This is a genomic window from Prosthecobacter algae (genome assembly GCF_039542385.1).
Classification (GTDB): Bacteria; Verrucomicrobiota; Verrucomicrobiia; order Verrucomicrobiales; family Verrucomicrobiaceae; genus Prosthecobacter; species Prosthecobacter algae.
Map to the genome: position 1 here is coordinate 751,856 of NZ_BAABIA010000003.1, position 17,356 is coordinate 769,211.

General features: G+C 57.1%; 21 protein-coding genes. 20 read left to right on the top strand and 1 reads right to left on the bottom strand.

The window, feature by feature from the left end; genetic code table 11:
• The first annotated feature begins 618 nt into the window (after window positions 1–618).
• The 11 genes from ABEB25_RS09810 to ABEB25_RS09860 all read left to right on the top strand — a co-directional run bounded on the left by ABEB25_RS09810 (window position 619) and on the right by ABEB25_RS09860 (window position 11,315).
• On the top strand, window positions 619–1,866 hold the full coding sequence (locus tag ABEB25_RS09810; protein WP_345736210.1) for a DNA modification methylase: 1,248 nt from the start codon (window positions 619–621) through the stop codon (window positions 1,864–1,866).
• Window positions 1,853–2,509, top strand: a complete 657-nt coding sequence (locus tag ABEB25_RS09815; protein ID WP_345736211.1) for a hypothetical protein — start codon at window positions 1,853–1,855, stop codon at window positions 2,507–2,509. Before ABEB25_RS09810 ends, ABEB25_RS09815 begins: the two co-directional genes overlap by 14 nt.
• 104 nt (window positions 2,510–2,613) lie before the next feature.
• On the top strand, window positions 2,614–3,555 hold the full coding sequence (locus ABEB25_RS09820) for a hypothetical protein (protein WP_345736212.1): 942 nt from the start codon (window positions 2,614–2,616) through the stop codon (window positions 3,553–3,555).
• A gap of 145 nt (window positions 3,556–3,700) precedes the next feature.
• Complete coding sequence (locus ABEB25_RS09825; protein ID WP_345736213.1) at window positions 3,701–5,488, top strand: terminase gpA endonuclease subunit; 1,788 nt, start codon at window positions 3,701–3,703, stop codon at window positions 5,486–5,488.
• 33 nt (window positions 5,489–5,521) lie between these two features.
• Window positions 5,522–5,713, top strand: coding sequence for a hypothetical protein (locus ABEB25_RS09830; protein ID WP_345736214.1), 192 nt, complete (start codon window positions 5,522–5,524; stop codon window positions 5,711–5,713).
• A gap of 160 nt (window positions 5,714–5,873) precedes the next feature.
• Window positions 5,874–6,206: a hypothetical protein gene (locus ABEB25_RS09835; RefSeq protein ID WP_345736215.1), complete on the top strand. Its 333-nt coding sequence runs from the start codon at window positions 5,874–5,876 to the stop codon at window positions 6,204–6,206.
• 14 nt (window positions 6,207–6,220) lie between these two features.
• On the top strand, window positions 6,221–7,804 hold the full coding sequence (locus ABEB25_RS09840) for a phage portal protein (protein ID WP_345736216.1): 1,584 nt from the start codon (window positions 6,221–6,223) through the stop codon (window positions 7,802–7,804).
• Window positions 7,805–7,851: 47 nt separating this feature from the next.
• Entirely contained in the window at window positions 7,852–8,700 is an 849-nt protein-coding gene (locus ABEB25_RS09845) for a S49 family peptidase (protein WP_345736217.1), read from the top strand.
• A gap of 31 nt (window positions 8,701–8,731) precedes the next feature.
• Window positions 8,732–9,490: a hypothetical protein gene (locus tag ABEB25_RS09850; protein ID WP_345736218.1), complete on the top strand. Its 759-nt coding sequence runs from the start codon at window positions 8,732–8,734 to the stop codon at window positions 9,488–9,490.
• Window positions 9,491–9,537: 47 nt separating this feature from the next.
• Window positions 9,538–10,707 (top strand): major capsid protein, encoded by a 1,170-nt coding sequence (locus ABEB25_RS09855; RefSeq protein WP_345736219.1) that lies wholly within the window; start codon window positions 9,538–9,540, stop codon window positions 10,705–10,707.
• An 89-nt stretch (window positions 10,708–10,796) separates the two neighbouring features.
• Entirely contained in the window at window positions 10,797–11,315 is a 519-nt protein-coding gene (locus ABEB25_RS09860; protein WP_345736220.1) for a hypothetical protein, read from the top strand.
• Between the two features lie 75 nt (window positions 11,316–11,390).
• Here the strand turns inward: ABEB25_RS09860 and ABEB25_RS09865 are convergent, their stop codons facing one another.
• Window positions 11,391–11,765 (bottom strand): SinR family protein, encoded by a 375-nt coding sequence (locus tag ABEB25_RS09865; protein WP_345736221.1) that lies wholly within the window; start codon window positions 11,763–11,765, stop codon window positions 11,391–11,393.
• A gap of 741 nt (window positions 11,766–12,506) precedes the next feature.
• On the opposite strand from ABEB25_RS09865, the gene ABEB25_RS09870 reads away from it, so the two are divergent.
• The 9 genes from ABEB25_RS09870 (at window position 12,507) to ABEB25_RS09910 (ending at window position 17,351) form a co-directional block, all read left to right on the top strand.
• A complete protein-coding gene (locus ABEB25_RS09870; RefSeq protein WP_345736222.1) occupies window positions 12,507–12,848 on the top strand; it encodes a hypothetical protein in 342 nt (113 codons plus the stop codon).
• Window positions 12,845–13,666 (top strand): hypothetical protein, encoded by an 822-nt coding sequence (locus tag ABEB25_RS09875; RefSeq protein WP_345736223.1) that lies wholly within the window; start codon window positions 12,845–12,847, stop codon window positions 13,664–13,666. The genes ABEB25_RS09870 and ABEB25_RS09875 overlap by 4 nt, the downstream gene beginning before the upstream one ends.
• A gap of 19 nt (window positions 13,667–13,685) precedes the next feature.
• On the top strand, window positions 13,686–14,147 hold the full coding sequence (locus tag ABEB25_RS09880) for a hypothetical protein (RefSeq protein WP_345736224.1): 462 nt from the start codon (window positions 13,686–13,688) through the stop codon (window positions 14,145–14,147).
• Between the two features lie 46 nt (window positions 14,148–14,193).
• Window positions 14,194–14,682 carry a hypothetical protein gene (locus ABEB25_RS09885; RefSeq protein ID WP_345736225.1) on the top strand — a complete coding sequence of 163 codons (489 nt, stop codon included), beginning with the start codon at window positions 14,194–14,196 and terminating at the stop codon, window positions 14,680–14,682.
• 111 nt (window positions 14,683–14,793) lie between these two features.
• A complete protein-coding gene (locus ABEB25_RS09890; protein WP_345736226.1) occupies window positions 14,794–15,141 on the top strand; it encodes a hypothetical protein in 348 nt (115 codons plus the stop codon).
• A 69-nt stretch (window positions 15,142–15,210) separates the two neighbouring features.
• Entirely contained in the window at window positions 15,211–15,990 is a 780-nt protein-coding gene (locus ABEB25_RS09895; RefSeq protein ID WP_345736227.1) for a hypothetical protein, read from the top strand.
• Between the two features lie 2 nt (window positions 15,991–15,992).
• Entirely contained in the window at window positions 15,993–16,520 is a 528-nt protein-coding gene (locus ABEB25_RS09900) for a hypothetical protein (protein WP_345736228.1), read from the top strand.
• A complete protein-coding gene (locus ABEB25_RS09905) occupies window positions 16,474–17,193 on the top strand; it encodes a hypothetical protein (RefSeq protein ID WP_345736229.1) in 720 nt (239 codons plus the stop codon). The genes ABEB25_RS09900 and ABEB25_RS09905 overlap by 47 nt, the downstream gene beginning before the upstream one ends.
• Window positions 17,194–17,222: 29 nt before the next feature.
• Entirely contained in the window at window positions 17,223–17,351 is a 129-nt protein-coding gene (locus tag ABEB25_RS09910) for a hypothetical protein (RefSeq protein WP_345736230.1), read from the top strand.
• The last annotated feature ends 5 nt before the right edge of the window (window positions 17,352–17,356 follow it).

The window sequence follows — 17,356 nt, forward strand, 5'->3', positions numbered from 1 at the left end:
CCCAGGCGCACCCACACAGCGCCGCAGCGACCTGCGCAGGTTGCCTTTGAATAACGAAACGGACCTGTGCAGACCTATGCAGACCTTCGACGCTCAGCCCCAGGTAGGGGCTAGGGTTGCCACGGCTTTGCCCGTGGTCGGAGTCCGACCAGTGCTGACCTCTGCCCATCGGGACCAAACCTCTGTCAGGCTGGAAGCCTTGGAAAACCAGGGATCGGAAGTAGGTCGTCAGAGGTTTGAGAGGTTTAGGAACCTATGAGTCTAATAATCATCATGTCCCCAGGATGGGGGCGCGGGAGTGCGAAAAACCTCACGACCTGCGCATTTTCGCATATGTGATAGGGAAAAGTGTCATTTTCGCAAGAATGCGATAATGCGACCAGTCGCAATAAGGAATCTTTTAGCCTCAGGAGGGGTTAGGGTAGGTATAACGTCCCTACCCCTTTTTGAGAGCGACCCCCTAAAATCTGAAATGTCCCCCAAGTTTTGACACTGCCGGGGGGTGTGACTGAACGCATCGCCGCTATTGAGACTGCCCGTTTGCCCGTGGGCGGGATACTACAACACCCCCGAAATCCGAGGAAACATCCCGAGCCGGGGTCAAACCTGTGGGAGGTGATGAAGCGCTCCCTGGAGCATGCCTACTTTGAGCCGCTGGTGTGGAACCGCCGAAACGGGTACCTGGTCTCGGGCCATCTTCGGCACAAGGTGCTGACCGACCTGGGCTACACGCATGTCGATGTGAGCGTCGTGGACCTGGATGAGGCCACGCACTACGCGCTCATGATCGCGGCGAATCGGCTGCTCGGGGATTGGGAGGTCGATATCTTGAAGGCCCTGGCAAAGGACATTGACCAGGCAGGCCTGGACTGTGCGCTGGCCTTGTATGATCACAAAGCGCTGATGGCCCTGGTCGAGTGCCCTGTGACGGATGACGATACTGAGCAGACCCAGGAGCTGATGTCGAAGGCGGAGTTGCTGCAGCAGAAGTGGAAAGTTGCCATAGGCGACGGGTACCAGATTGGCAGCCATCGGCTGGTCTGCGGCTATTGCGAGTCGCCTGACAACTGGCAAACCCTCCTGGGTGAAGGGCAGGCTGACATGATCTGGTGTGATCCGCCCTACAATGTAGCCTATGACCGAGCGCAAAAGAAGCGCATCAAGATCAAAAAGGCCGAGGGCGAAACACCACATGTGAAGCCGCAGACGATCCTGAATGATGACATGCCGCGAAAGGAATACCTGGAGCAGCTCTCCGGCTGGATTGCCATGGGGGCAGCCAGGCTGAAGCCAGGCGGTGCCGTTTACATCGCGCATGCCGACTCTTACGGTTTGGAGACTCGGCAGGCAGCACGCGAAGCCGGGCTCTACATCGCCCAGTGCCTGATCTGGATCAAGCAGGCCTGGACCTTGGGCCGCCAAGACTACCAGTGGCAACATGAGCCGATCCTATATGGATGGAAGACAGGAGCAGGGCATCACTGGCAAGGGGGATACAGCCAGGCCACCGTGATCGACGAAGTGCAGGATCTGAAAAAGCTCGGAAAAGGAGAGCTGATCACCATGATTAACCATCTGCGGAATGCAGCGGACACGACCGTCATCAGGGAGCCTCGGAACGTGGTAAGCGACCTGCATCCGACCATCAAACCCACGAGGCTGGTCGCCCGGCACATCTGGAATTCCTCAAAAAGGGGAGACACCGTGCTGGAACTTTTCGGCGGTTCGGGCACCACGATGGCCGCCGCCGAACAGACCGGGCGGCGATGCGTGGCCACAGAACTGGATCCAAAGTTCGCGGCCGTGATCCTGGAACGAATGACCACCCTTGGACTGCCAGTAGAAAAACTCCATGGCCCTCGATGAGATCCAACTCGAAAGCAGCCTAGAAGGCCTGAGCGAATTGCTGGACCAAGGGCCTGCAAATCCAGGGTTTGCCCTGCCGTCTAACCTCTTTTTGTTCAAGGCCGCCAAGGAGAAAGACAAGAGGTCAAGGCGTGGCATCAAAGAACTGATTCAGCCTGAGAACGCAGAGTGCGTGGTGCCGTATCTACCAGGCCCCGGAGAGAGAACGCACTGCATACTGCGGGGCGACTTTGTGCTTTGCGACCTGATCCCGGCGATCCTCCGCGAGAAAGGGCGATGTGATCATTTGCATGTGGCCACGTTAGGACTGAGCAGCGCTAATGCGGACTGCCTGGCAACCCTGAGGCAGAAAGGCTGCATCGGTGACATCACCCTCGTTTGCAGTCACTACTTTGCACAGGTGGACAAGAATACCACCTATCGCGATGTGACCCGGAGGCTGGAGGGCAAAGCGCACATCATCGTAGCGAGGGCGCATGCCAAAGTGATCTGCCTGCCAACGGCCAGTGGTGACCACTACGTGATCGAAGGGAGCGCGAACCTGAGATCCTCGGACAACACCGAACAGATGGTCATTTTCAACGATGCGGAAACCCTCCAGTTCCATCGCGCCTGGATGGAGGCGCTACCAAACAAATCATGAGCGACATCCCGTCCGATTTAGCGGCTAAAGTCATCGGTGCCGATCTGCGAAACCTCGTAAAAAAGGTAAGCGATGGCAGCGTCCTGAGCACCCCGGAAAGAGAGATGATGGAACAGGCCACCATTCAAGGGGCCTTGCCGGACGAACTCCAAGCGGCGAGGCTGGCGGCGCTGATGAGGAGGTATGCGCAGGGCAAGCCTCTGACCAAAGATCAGCAAAGAGAGCTGTCGCTTGTCTTGCCTTCGAACCGTCCGATCGTGAAGCGTATCACGACGGAAAGCTATCGTCATAAGCTGAGCCATTATGTTCCGGTTCTCGGCCTGAAGGGGAAGGATCCTGAGCGAAAATTGAAAAGGTGGATTGCGGCTGGCAGAGAGAAATCGCCGCCTGATCTTCCTCCCTTCGATCAGCCCCAACTGATGCCGGAATGGTGGCGACGGAATATGACCTGGAAGGTGCCGGATTACATCCAGGCATTCGAGCAGCAGGCCGCTGATGCCACGCCAGAGGCAGCGACTGCGGAAAGGCTGCCCGATCCCCAGCAGGCACCAACGACGACGGTGCCTGGAAAGCCTGCTGAAGCTGGCACAGAGCAAACAGGGGTGCCGATGTTCCTCGACATGGGGGCTGAGGTCTCATCGGACGTCGGCCTGCAGCAGGTCCGGGCTTTGGTCCAGGCTACGTTTAACCAGCTCCAGCGATGCCTGGAGAGCGGGCATGTGACCCAAGCCAACAGCTACCGGAGGGAGTGGCAGACCTTGGTAGGCACTCTCCGGCAATGGGAAAAAGACATCGTCAAAATCCAGGAAGGCAAAGGCGAAGTGTTGCGCACGCGAGTGATCAACACCGAACTGGTGCGGATCCTTACCGTGATGAGGCACAGCTTCTCGAACGCCTTGCTTGAAATGGCCGAGATTTTGGCGCCTCAGATGGAGCCAAGCGAACGGCGGGACATGTCCGGCAAACTGCGAGACAAGTGCTTCTCCCATCTGAAAGCAACCAGGTTCAGCCAAGTGTACCAACAACTGAACGAAGGCCATGATTGATCTATTTGCGGCTGCAGCCAGTGCGCGATTCCTCCGCACGCCTGAGAGTGACTTTTTGATAGAGCTCTTCGATTCATGCATGCACATGGCCCCAACCGAAGCTGTGTGGAAATGGGCTGATAGGGAGGTTTGGTTGGATGAAAAAATGACTGCCAAGCCGGGGCAGTATGACTCCAGTTACACCCCTTGGACTCGCGAGTGGCAGGAACTGCCAATGCGGCCCGAGGTGCGGGAGGGCATCTTCATGAAGTCCTCACGAACTGGGGTCTCTGAGGCCTCGTTGAACATCCTGCGCTGGATGCCCAAGAACTGGCCGGGCAATGCCCTGTATTCGATCAACAGCGACAAGAAAGCTCGGGAGGTGGCCGAGCGCCGAATCCTGCCATCGGTGGAACGAACTGCTGGGGGCCAGATGACCGATGACGAGAACGACAAGACGCTGTCGCGCATCTCTCTGAAAAACATGGACATGCTGATCTCCGGCTCTGGCTCTGACGGCCCGTTCATGGAGATCTGGTATCGGCTCATCATCCTCGACGAGCTGGAGAAGCATGTGCTCAACCAAGGCACGACCACCTATGACCGTGCGAAGTCACGACAGACAGACGTCGCTGACGGCTTGCTGCTGGCACTGTCGAAGCCAGAAGAGGCGGGGGGAATCATTGACCTGAAGTACATTAACGGCACCCAAAAGAAATTCCTGGTACCCTGCCCCAGGTGTGAGCGGCGGATCGAGCTACTGACCAAGTTCCTGATGGCCAATGAATGCAAGGAAGCGGATGGCTGGAACCTGGAGCGCGTCGTCAAGGATACCTACTACCAGTGCCAGCTTTGTCAGCAGCCGATCCAGTCGCACGAAAAAAAGGCTATGGTCAATGAGGGCATCTGGGTGCCGACTCCAGTGCCGCAGCGGCGTAGACCGTCTAACGGAAAGTATGTGCCGCCAGAACCGGGCGTAGAAAGCTACCAGATCAGCGACCTCTACTCACTCTTTGAACGCGTGAGCTGGGGGAACTTGATGAAGATGTATCTCCAGGCCTACGAGATCAATCCGAACGAAGAAGCCAAGAAATACTTCCGAGTGAACCATGAGGGGATGCCGTGGGAAAATGAGACTTACAACATCACGGGAGACTCTGTGAAAGCATTGAAAGCTGGGCGGATTGAAGAGAAAGTCGTCAAGGCAGTGGACGGCACAGAGCAGCGTGTGCGGCTACAGCTCGGCAAAGAGTACCGTCTGGCCTATCGGGACGGGAAGTGGAGTGCGCGGCTGCCGTTCAGGCCTGCCCTCCTGACGGTGAGCATTGACAAGCAGTTCGACTTTTTAAAATACATGGTTTTTGCGTGGACCTCTGAAGGCGCGGCTTTTCTCGTGGACCTGGGCAGACTCAGCGATGAGGACCAGCTTTGGCAGTTGCGCAAGAGGCCCTACCTGGTCGAGGAGCGTGGCGATAAACCGGAATACATTTTCAGTGGCCTCATCGACTCTGGGCACCGCCGAGATGAAGTGTTCCGCGCTTGCATCAAGCAGCAAACCACCGCCTGTGAGATCCACCCCGGAGGCTGGAATTTGCATCCCTCACGTGGGGAAGGCAAACACGAGGACTATCGCGGCAAGTTGACCCGGCTGATGACGGATTACATCGACGGGCAGGAGATCATCGTCAGATACTATTACGACCACGGCATCAAGAACGAATTCTACCTCGGGCGGATCCAGAAGAGAACCGAGCCGAGGCTGTGGCTCCCGACAGATTACCCGGACACTTTGGAGGCCGAATGGACCGCTGAAGTGTTCGATAAAAGCAAAAACCATTGGGAGCATGACAAGGCCAAAAAAGGCCCCAATGACTGGGGGGATACAGGCAAAATGCAGTATGTGATGCTTCAGGAGATGCGTGAAGATCTAAAAAATTTGCCCCTGCCAGATTGACTCGGCGGCGTGTTTGCTTGAGCTACGATTCTTATGATTACTGACATCCAGCGCCGCCAGCTTGAAACCCTAGAGAAGGCGCGGGCGCTCTGTGAGGCTGAGGGGATCATCACGAAGGTTGAAGGACACGGGGTGCTGTTGCTTTGTCTCCCTGTGTATGGCGCGCCAGAAGCCGAACAGCTCCTCCTCCAAGCAACTGACCGAGACCCGCGCAAAGGCGGGTAAAAAGGGCGGGGAAGCGGGGCGTGGAGAAGCCAAGGTCAGGTCCTATGAGACGGTCGCAAAGGGTGGTAGAGTGAGGTGGCAAAAGTACCACGAAAAGAAAGCTGAGGAGGCCAAACAAGCCCCTCCAGAAGCCCCTGAGGATTGACATGGCGGACGGCATGTGAGCGCTGTCCCTTCGATCAATTCAAATCTCGTTATCTCTGGCCTCCTGAGGGCTGCTCGTGACACGGATGATCCACGCAAGTGGCTAAGCGACAGGCACAAGGAGGCATTGGATGCTGTGATGGCTGGCGATGAGTTTGTCACCAGTTCCTCAACTGAAGGTGGCGGCAGCAGCGCAGAGCGCGGCATGCCTGCCAGTATGCTCCTACAGCTTTATGAGGCCGCTCTACAGATCTTTGATGCCGAGGAGTCCGCTACTCAGGCGGGAGTTTCCGCGCCAGGCACGGTGCGTTGGGCCGACTTTAGCAACTTTCCCTGCACCCTCGGATGAGCACATACTCCCCCATGATTCTGGGGCCTGATGGCAGGCCCGCGAAGTTTGACCAGGCCCAGGAACTCACTGTGGAGGCTGCGTATGGCTCGTTTCAAGGAGCGCAGCACTCTAGGGACCGGGGTTATGTCTATGTGCCGACGCTGGACACTCTCCAGGAGGTGGATAGCTGGTCGCACCTTGAGTTGCTCAAAAAATCCCGCTTCGTGTACAATAGTGGAGGCGGTCTGATTCACCGGGGGGTCGACGGTGTGGCCCGAATGGTCTGCGGCATGGGTTTATTTCCGTATCCTCAAGCCAAAAAGAAGGACTGGAACAAACGGTTGCGTGCTCTTTGGGCCAGAAAGTGTGAGTCGAAAAACACCTTCGACCTCTCTCAGAAATTCACCTGCGGCGCGGCCCAGCAAGGCATTATTCGCAACAAGATTAAAGACGGGGATCTTGCACCCGTTCTGGCTCGAAATGAAGACGGGCGTCTGCGCTGCATGTTTTACGAGGCGCACCAGATCGGCCAGGGGTCGACACGTGTCGACCCCTCCCAGCGATGGCACCATGGCGTAAGATTGGGCAAGCACAATGCACCTGTGGCCTACCGGATCCTGGGGAAAGACAGCAAGGGGCAACAAACAACTGTTGATGTGCCGAGCGACAACGTTCTGTTTTGCGCAACCTATGAGCGCTTTGGCCAGGTGCGTGGCCTAACCAGGTTTTACCCGATCTTGAACAAGGTGCTGGATCGTGGAGAGATCATGGCGGCCTTGACGAAAGGCATCAAGATGCGGGCGCAGATCGGCTATGCTATCGAGCAGGAACTCCCCAACCAGGTGGCGAACCCGGCAGGTGGTCGAGGCGTGCTGGCACCACGTCCGACAACCACGGTGGAGGTTAACGGGAAGCGTCTCACCTTGGAGCAGTTCTTCGGCGGCGGCGAATCCATGGAGCTACAGCCGGGGCAAACCTTCAAGACGGTCGAAAGTGACCATCCGAATGAAAACGTCCGTGAACACTTGGACAACATCGTTCGTGACGTGGCCTGGGCGCTGAAATACAGCCCGGAACTCCTGTGGAATATCACGCAACTTGGCGGCGCGAACACGCGCTTTATCATGGCTGATGCTCAGTCGCAGATCGAAACGGAGCAACAGGAACTGGTCGATCAGTTCCTCGGCCCTTGGTACATCGCCTGGGTGCGAGACATGATCGAGGCTGGAGAGATCGAAGATGTCGAAGGTTGGGAACTACATACCTGGCTCCTACCCAAAAGACTGACTGTGGACTTCGGTCGAGATGGCAAGCTTCACATCGAGCAATGGAAGCGAGGCATGATCACCATGAAATCGCTCTATGGATTCGTGGGAGATGAGTGGCAGCTCGAGATCGATCAGTATCTCGACGAACGCCAATACATCAAGGAAGGCCTCCAAAGCCGCAATCTGACCTGGGCTGAGGCCTTCCCTGAAATCACAAGTCCTGACAGCGTGAAGGCTGCCCAGGAAGCCGCCGAAAAGGCGGATGCTACGGACTCCATGAAACAACAACTCGATGACATTCATGAAGCGGTGTGCCGAGCTACCGAAAAACCTCCAACCAGACTATGAGCACCATCCAACTCCCTTTAATTTTCCAAGCCTTCTACTGTGAACCGATGGCGCTCGAACGAGGCCACTTTTACAGCCTGCATAACTTCCTTCTGTCTCGCATGGCTGGCGGAGAAGGGGATCTGATGCAGGCCGTTCCGCAGGAAAAGCCGGGCAAGTTCGGGCATCAGCGAGCTAGCATCGCTCGCCCAGCCTTGATGGCCTCGGGGGAAGTGGATGGCCGTTATTACTTCACGGCCCAAGGGCGAAAAGACGTGGCAGTCATTCCTTGGAATGGAGTGATGGCGAAGAATGCCGGATTCTTGCAGGAGGCGTGCATGGGCATGGTAAGCCATGATCGGCTTTCGCACGCGACTCAACAGGCAATGGCCGCTCCAGAGATCACCAAGATCGTCTTCGACATCGGCTCACCAGGCGGGCAGGTGGTGGGGACTCCCGAGCTGGCGAACCTGATCCGCATGGCAGGAGAGTCCAAAGCAACTTACGCCTTCGTGGATTACATGATGGCGAGTGCTGCGGTGTATGCTGGGATCCAGGCCCAGGAAATCTACATGACGCCAAGCGCCAGCATTGGGAGCATCGGCACGATCCTCGGCGTGCTTGATGATTCGGTGAGAATGGAGAAGGAGGGTCTGAAATTGGAACTGTTCACCGCTGGCAAGCACAAGGCAATAGGGAGGCCCGGTCAGCAGCTCACCGCCGATGATCGCAAGTACCTCCAGGAGACGGTGAACAACGCGAATCAGCAGTTTGTCTCCGCCGTGAAGACAGCACGACCAGGCGTGGCCAAAGAGGTGCTGACTGATGCCAAGATGTACACCGGGGAGCAGGCTGTTAAGCTTGGCCTGGTTGACGGACTCGTGTCCGGCTGGGAAGAGTTCATTGACCTGCTTTGACACGCGGGACAGAGCGTCATCAAGACGCTCTATGAAACATCACCTCTCTTCCTTCCGTCGCAGTCGCTGGACTTCGGTTTTCTGCATCGCCCTCCTGGCCTTCATTTTCAGTCCGGCTCTGATCATGGCCGCCCCGGTTCACTCAGGGCTTCCAATCGCAAGTGTCGGGGGCTGGAATCCAGTGCTCGCAGGAGCCGTGGGTCTCGGTGTGATCGGCCTGGGACTGCGCAAGCCTGCCGATGATGAAGGAGGCGAGGGTGGTGGTGGCGGCACCGAAGCACTGGACCCGCAAAAAGCGCTGGAGCAGATCGAAGACAAAACACTCACGCTGGGGCAGCGCCTGGGCATTGCCGCGAAGGCTTTGCGCGGCATTGATCCGACCAATCAGCTCGCCGCCGTTAAGCAGTCGCTGAAGGATACTCAGGACAAGCTGAGCGCGAAGGAAACCGAGCTGGGCGGGCTTCAGGCGAAGCTCGCAGCCGCGACCAAAGAACTGGAAGCCAGGCAGGCCGATGTTACCGCGCTGGAATCTTCCAATGCTTCCCTTGAAAAGGAAAAGGCGGCACTCGTGGCGAAAGAGCAGGATCTCGAAAAGCGGGCCGATGCCAAAGCTAAAGACAAGGTCGCTGGCCTCGGATTCGCAGGCAATAAACTGCCGGATTCGGATGAAAGCCTGACTGCCGATGCGCCGCAGACCCGTGAACAACTGGAAGCCGCCATGGAGAAAGCTCCGAACCTCACGGAACGACGCAAGCTGCTGCAGGCCCACCGGAGGCTGTTGGAGAAATAAGGCTCCATTGACAACGAACCTTCAACGAACGCGAAGCTCACACATTTATGTCGCACACTATTGAATCCAAGCTGCAACTCACCGAAGTCCTCGACGCCAGCATGCGTGCAGTCAAACGCAAGCTGCTCCCACTCCTGGCCTTCTCCACCGTTTACAGAAACGTTGCCCTGAAGGGGAATGATGAATTTGCGGTGCCCTTCTATCCTTTGGCTCCCGTGGGATCTAGCGTCACACGCACTCCCAATGGCAGCCGCAAAGCGCTGGCCTCTGCAACCACGACCGAATCCCGCTCGATCACGAGCTGGACCAACAAAATGCAGGCTATTTCCTTCACCGCGAAGGAGCGGGCTCGCCAGCCACAGTTCAATCCAGAGAAGCACGGTCAGATGAAAGGCGAGGCCCTCGCTTACGACATCCTGGGCGATATCTTCAGTGTTGTTCGCGCCTCGCGCTACAATTCGACCACCATTGCGGGTGTCTCTTCGGGCAACTTTGACGAAAACGATGTGGGCGATCTGCGAACGATTGTCGCGAATGAGTTCTGGCCTGAATCAGGCCGCTCATTGATTCTGAATCCGTCCTATGGGACCAATCTGCTGAAACAGCCGCAGATCATCGACGCCTCCAAGCGCGGTGATGGTGGCCGCAGTTTCCGGGATGGTGTCATTGGTGAAGTGCTCAACTTTGATGTCTATGAATCGGCGGGCCTCCAGACGAACAATGGGGCGCCTTTTAACATCACCGGGGAGGCTGATGACGATACCTTTACCGCTGCCGCTCACCCTCTGCTGAATGGTGACCGCGTGATCTTCCCCACTCTTACGGGCGGCACAGGTCTGACAGCGGCAACGGTTGAGTACTTTGTCCGTGACGTCACCACCAACACCTTCAAGGTCTCTGCCACCGTGGGCGGAGCGGCTCTGAACTTCACAGCCGATGTGACGGCTGGCACCGTTCGGAAGTATGAGGACATCCAGGGCATTGCCGTGCTGCCGTCTGCCATCCTGATTGGCTTTGCGCCTGTGCCTCCGACCCCAGCGATTCGGAAAGAGCTGTTCGAGTACGAGGAGCTGGTCGATGAATCCGGCCTGGTGCTTCAGTACTATCACTTCGCGGATCCTGACACGGATGAAGAAGTGCAGACCATCGAATGCCACTACGGCTACGATGTCGGTGACGAGGCCCAGCTCAAGATCATTCGTGGCCTGCTGGCCTAACCCCTGTCAGTGCCTCACACGATATGAAAACTTGCGTTCTCATTGCCCTGTCCGTTGATCAACGGACAGGGGTTTGCCTTTCTGAGGTTATGCCTCTGGATGAAGGCATTAAATCCTTCAAAAAGTCTGTCGATCAGGGGCTTGCCCCGATGGAAGGCTTTCCCTATTTGGAGGTCTGGTCTCGGAGCGATGGCCGCGTGAAAAGCCAGCGCTTTGATCCATCCAAGGGCTTTTTGATCGAGCGGATCAAGGATGATGAATTTAGCCTTGAAGAAAGTAGCGCGAAAGATGAAACCTTCGCGGTTCAAGTCGATGAAGGGCTTCTGATTCAGGTGGCAACCCAAGAGCAGGCCGAGAAGCTGGCAGCCGTCCTGGTTTACGCCAAGAAGGGACTCGGGACCGTGGATGAGCTGCGTAAGCGCATCGCGGATCTGGAGCAGTTGGTGGCTGCTCACGAGAAAAAGGATCAGGCTCCAGTAGCGACGCCTGAGATGGCCACCCCACCGACTGCCGACCTTCTGTCGACTGGCGAAGATGAGCCAAGTGGCCGCCCGGCTGAGCCTGCCAAGGCAGCGCCTAAGAGCGGGTTGGCTCCCAAGCCGAAGTGATTTCACGGGCCGTAGTTGTCCCGATGAATCAAGCCTCTGTCGCGTTATGGGTTGGGCGCGACAGAGGCCTCGAGATCAATCTATCGGCAGCTTGGAATTTAACCAATTTACACTGGTCGAATCAAGGAGTTGTGCAGCGCCAGGCCCTTTGGCTACAAGAACCAGGATGACATCATTGACGTCCATGTGAGGAGTGAGTAGGTCTTTAATCTGCATAGCAGTAACCGAGGTATACACAAACCAGCAGGAGTCCAAAGGATGGATGTGATCTGGAAACAAGGAGCGAATAGCGTTAAGCAAGGGAGCGTAATTGCGCCCTGGTGCCTTCAAGGTGTAGTTAATGGAGTATACTTTCATGTGAGGAGTATTGGTTTGGTTTTTCGGCAGGTTGCTGCCTTTTTGCACTTTCCATTGCACCAGCACCCATTGAGGCGTAAAACGAGATGTCACCCGACACCCACGTTCCTGGTTGAGTTCAACTGAACAACCCAGTGAACTCTATGGGCCCAGGATTTGTTCCACGAGAAGTAGGATTCTCATCAGCAGGTCCTGGGCCCTTCTGCTGTCCGGCTACTAACCAGTCATTAACAATGCCATGGTATTGCGTGTCTCCAACGGAATTTTGCCTACCCATGACATCAGTAATTGTTTCACAGCGCAGCGCTAAGTGTTCCACATCCATTAAATTTTTTGGGCGTTAAATTCGTGCGTCACATGTTTAATTCTGAGAAAGTTATCATCTTTGAGACTATCCGTTGAGTGCCAACGCATTGTGAATAACTACATTTTCGAGAGCCTGTTCGTCCTCGAATCGCACACCGATAATATTGTGCGGCTTTGATCCTGAAAGCTGGTGGTAGGGGTAAGGTTCTCTACCTTTGCCAGAACGGCCTTGCCAAAAACATCTTATCCAGAGCTACTTTGACAAAAATCATGAGGCATGAGCGCAAAGATTGCAGAGTCCCTCATATTCACGCCCCCTTATGGTCCAAAAAGGCAAATTCGCATCACACATCCCGAGGAAGAAGAGAGAGTAACATTGGATATCCTTTGGGAAACGAACCGCGCACTGCCAGGCGATGCGGTGAGGTATGAACCCATGCAGCATCCACCGAGCAATGCCCGCCTCCAGGAGCTGCTGTTGGAGCTGCTCTGCGCCGTGCGGCGGAAACCCTACAGCTTCGACCTGACATGAGTCCCCACCTTATCCGCAACAGGCAGATCACCGGGGAGATGACCCTGCGTGCGCAGCGCCCCTGCGAACTCCAATGGAAAGACGGTAACGTGGATCTGAAAGCCGATGGCCGGGAAGGTTTCGTGACCTACGGTCTCGACTCTGAGCAAGGCGGCTTTGTGGAGCAAAAGAAGTGCAAGTTTTACGTGCTCCGAGATCTCATCGTGAGGGCTCCGGAGATTGATACGATCTTTTCGCTCGGTGGTCGGGAGGATCGCTGGAAGCTCAAGGGCATCAACTCGGGGATCTCGCCGCATGACCTGCTGTGGATCTTCGACTGCATCGAGGAGCACTCATGAGAAAGCGGTCAGAGATCGACATCCGACCGCTGATCGAAAAGCTAAAGAGGGTCCCTGGTGCCCTGGGCAAGGAGATGACGACGCTCATCAATCAAGAGGCCAAGCTCTTCATCAGCGGGGGGCGTGGCACACCTGGAGTCATTGAAATCACTCCGCCTGCCAATGCGGGCAACACGGGGATCAAGGCGAAGAAACAAGGGGAGTCCGCCGTGCAGCGGGACATCTACCGCGTGTATGCCACCCCCAGGCAGGCCTATGATGCCTTGAAGGAAGTGGACATCGACTCAGCGAAGATCTTCTGGGCCCTGTTTCGCGGCGGGGACTTCACGGGCGCGGGTGAGATCCTGCGGAATGTGGGCGGTCGCACCTTTATCGCCACGCGCAGCTTTGCTAAATTCGACGAGGGCGTGATGCACAAACGGTTCCGCAACAAGCAGGGCCGCATTACCCGCCAACGGGTGATGATGGTTGTGACAGATGCGGCGGAGCTGAAGGCCTACGTCAAAAAGATGCAGGGTCGGGTAGGCCTGTTGTCCAGCGGCTGGGTATCGGCAGCCTCCAAGCTAGGAGTGCGCCTGCCAGCCTGGATCACCAGGCACGGTTCCGGCAACGGCGACATCGCCATCGAGATGTCAGGGACGGAGAAGATGGTGATCGTCATGAAGAACAGGGTGAAGTACGGCGCGGCGAATGACCTTCAGCGGCGGGTCGATTACGTGATCCGTTACCGGAAGAAGGCGCTCAATCGGCGCCTTCCTTATGTCTTGCGGGCGGCCTTGAAGAAAGCGGGCTTCAGCACAAGCCGGGCAGCGGCCTGATTGACATCAGGGGGCAGGCATGGCCTACGAATGGACAAACCACTACGCGAAACTCTTCTGTGATTTCCTGATTGCCGCCGATGCGGAATCTGGCATCCCCAATGTCCAGGCCCTGCCCCGGACTCATCAGATGCAGACTGGTAAGCTCACGCGGCCGAACCTTCTCGTGACCTGTGAAGCAAAGGACAGCAACCATCGCTCCATCTTCGCGGGCGACGTGCTGGTGACTTTGCGCATCGCGGTCAAAAAGGACGGTGACCAGCCGGAAGAAGCGGCAGTGCAGATGGAGGCCATCCAACGATGGCTCTCGAATGATGAAAAATGGGCGGCTTTCATCGGCACCTTGCCCCTCGAAAGGAGAACGGGCTGGAGCATCACCCACAAGCGCATCGAGCTGAATCTCGAGAGTGACGAAGACGAGGAAAAACACACGCGTGACATCACGCAGCGCATTCAGATCCGCGCCATCGCCAAGCGCTGATTTGACATCCCGAACTGAGCGAACTCGCAAAATGCGGATTATCCCAATGAAACGTCTCCTCTCCCTCCTCGCCCTCGCTGTCTTCTCGGTCTCTGCGCCTGCAGCAGATCTTTCCATCACGGCTGCCAACGTCCTGGCCAGCGCCAATGCCCGCTTTCAGGATGGCACCGCAGGTGCGACCCTCACGCGTGGCATGCTGGTCTATGCCGATGCCACTGACGGTGGCAAGATCAAGCCAGCCGATGGCAACGTGCTCGCCGCCAAAGGTGTGCTCGGCATGGCCTACGGTGATGTGGCGGCGGGCCAGTTCGTCCGCGTGATCATTGATGATCCTGACCTCACCGTTGGTGCCACGCTGTCCCTGGCGGCCCCTGGTGGCATCTACGTCCTTTCAGCGACGGCTGGCGGCATCTGCCCGGTCGCGGACCTGGCGGCGGGGTCTTACCCCATCGTGGTGCTGGTGGCCAAATCGGCCACGAAAGCTCACTTCCACCCGCGCCTCCTTCAAGGCTCTGCCGTGCTGGTGGCTCCTTAATTTCGATCCATGCCAAACCATTAATTCATTCTCAATATGGCGGTTCCTGCAATTATCGAACACGGAGTAAAACCTGGTTACGACCAGGTCGACGAGACAGGGCTTATCGTGATGAAAACGAGCTTCAAGGGCTCTCGCACGAAGGTCGAAAAAAAGAACCCTGAGACGCGCATGGTGACCTATGTGCGTGGCGAAAATCCAGTGCTGAACATCACTGTGAACGGTAAGCCGATCCCTGGCCCAGGCGGTGCCCTCCAGGGTATCTGCCTGCTGCATCCGGGCAACGCTTACGCGCTCCTGAATTTCACGGGCACCGATCAGGTCCACGGCTTCAATGCCAGCGACAACAGGCTGATCTACTTTGATGACTTCACCCTCGACACCTCTGACGAAGAGGAGCCGACCGATGACCTCAACTTCACGGTCTATCCTGGCATCGAACAGCCAGTGATCGTCTAACCGTTTCCCGTCAACCTGGGTGGGTAGTCTCCTTCGAGGCTGCCCACCCTTTACCCTTTCGATCCGCTTATGTCCTATTCATGGTCCACGTCCAACACCAAAGAGGCAGCCTGCCTCGGGGGGCTCGGTTTCCCCATCCGCACGCAAGTCACCCAGGATGCCCGCTCGGGCAATGTCCTCACTCAGTTCTTCATCGGTGACATCAATGTCGGAGGCACGACACCGTATAACCGAACGCTCATCATCAAGTGCTGGCATGACGGGTCTCTGGAGAAGCAATTTCCGCTGCATCCCTTCCTCCAAGGCGCTCGGGCGGAGCACAACTACGAGATGCTTCTCGATGCCCAGAAACACGGGCGGCGACTGAGGCTGGTCGGTGTGGCCGACAGTCACGCGACCGAATATCGGGACGGTGAGGAAGCCCAGGAGATGATCAATGCCCAGGCTGTGTTCCGGCTCGCTGACTTGTCACTGGTGGCCGCATTGGGCACCCTCGGCCTCCCTTGCGTTAAGATCGAGTACAACGGGAAGCACCACATTTACACCCTGCCAGTCGAGGGGCATGCCCTCAGGCTAGAGGATGGCAGCACGGGCCGATACAACGGCATCAACATCGCCATGCGGACTGCACCAGGCCAGAAGTCATTGCTGATCGAAGATCGGGATCCGAAGCACCCGCTCATCGCGGCCTACACCGCCAGGCGCGTGCATGGTGAGCTGTTGAAGCACCTCGGCAACACGGGGCGAATGATCATCCTTCGTCCAGAGGGCACAGGGCGAAAGGCCATCGTCACCAGCAATGCCAGCGGGCGAGTGATGGACATCGTTAACAATAATTTCAAAATCTGATTATGAGGAAAAACGCAGCAAAAAAACAAGGGCAACGCGGATCGAAACCTCAGGTGGTGGTCGAGGATCTGACCACCGATGATGCGCCCATGCCGGGAGAAAATGTGGGGACGCCTCTGGGTCCAAAGAAACACGTCTGGATGCGTCCAGTGAAGGATGAAAAGACGAAGGTGGTGACCTGGACCGAATACGAGCTGCGCTCCTATGAGCGGTCGGTTGAAGATCTGTGGCATCGGCTTTGCGAGGCCGATGTACCTCTGCCTTTCGCGGACGTGATGAAGAACCTGGATGCGTTCGGGAGTTGCGCGGTGAAGATGCTCTATCTGCTGAGCCATGAGCCGTGGCAGTACAGGCACCTCCGCGCTGATACCCCCAAGTTTATCGAGGCCATCGAGCAATGGGGTGATGAATGGGTGCCACGCTCGAAGACCATCGATGCGGTGACCCTAGCACTGCTGATCCACAACCAAGCCCACAAGCGTGATGCAACTGATCCAGAGCGAACCGGGGATCCGGCAGCTCAAGGCTGAACAGCCGCTCCCCAACGCCAAGCCCATCACCCTGGGCGCGGACGGCAAACGGGCGGCCCTCATGGAGGCCGCCGAGGAGGCGCGTCGGAAGTCCTGGAATGCCGTCTATCGTTGGAACAAGCTGAAGCTCTATCCTTACAGCCTGGGCCGCGAAGAAACGTGGCTCCAGGCCTGCGAGGTCGATGCAGCGGTCGTGGAAACCTGGGGCCTGGACAAACTGGAGGCAGGCCACGCCATCAAGCTGCTCTACATCTGCGCTACTCCAGCCCAGGAGCTGGATGGCGGGGAGTTGATGAGCGTGATCGAGGCAGCCGAGGCCTGGGGTGACGAGCACGTGGCCAGGCATCAGACAAGCGCGGCCATCCGGCTGGCCAAACAGATCCGCAAGGATGCCATCATCCCACAAGCCCGGCTGAAGGCGACGGATCGAAAAGGCGACTCAGGCAACACGGCAGTGCCGATCTGGCAAGGCAGCTACCTCGTGATGCTCACAGCAGCGCTGCAGGGCTCCATGACACCGTGGCAGATGGAATGGGAGCTGAGCCTGGCGCGGGGCCGGACGCTGATCCATGGGCGCTGGATCTACGATGGGGCAGCAACCTTGTGGCTGGACAAGTCCGCCAGCAAGACGGGTGCTTGGATGGCTGAGGCGAGAAAGCAGCTCGGGCTTTAGCCCTGGGGGCCTTTGTTCTGACCGTTCACATGAGCGGCAAAACCACCCAGGCCAGCCAGCAATACCAGAAGGATGCTCCAAGGCCCGATGAAGGGAAAGGCGCATACGACCGCCGCAAAAGCCCAGAAGAGCGCCTGGAAGATGAAGGCTGGGTTTGACATGC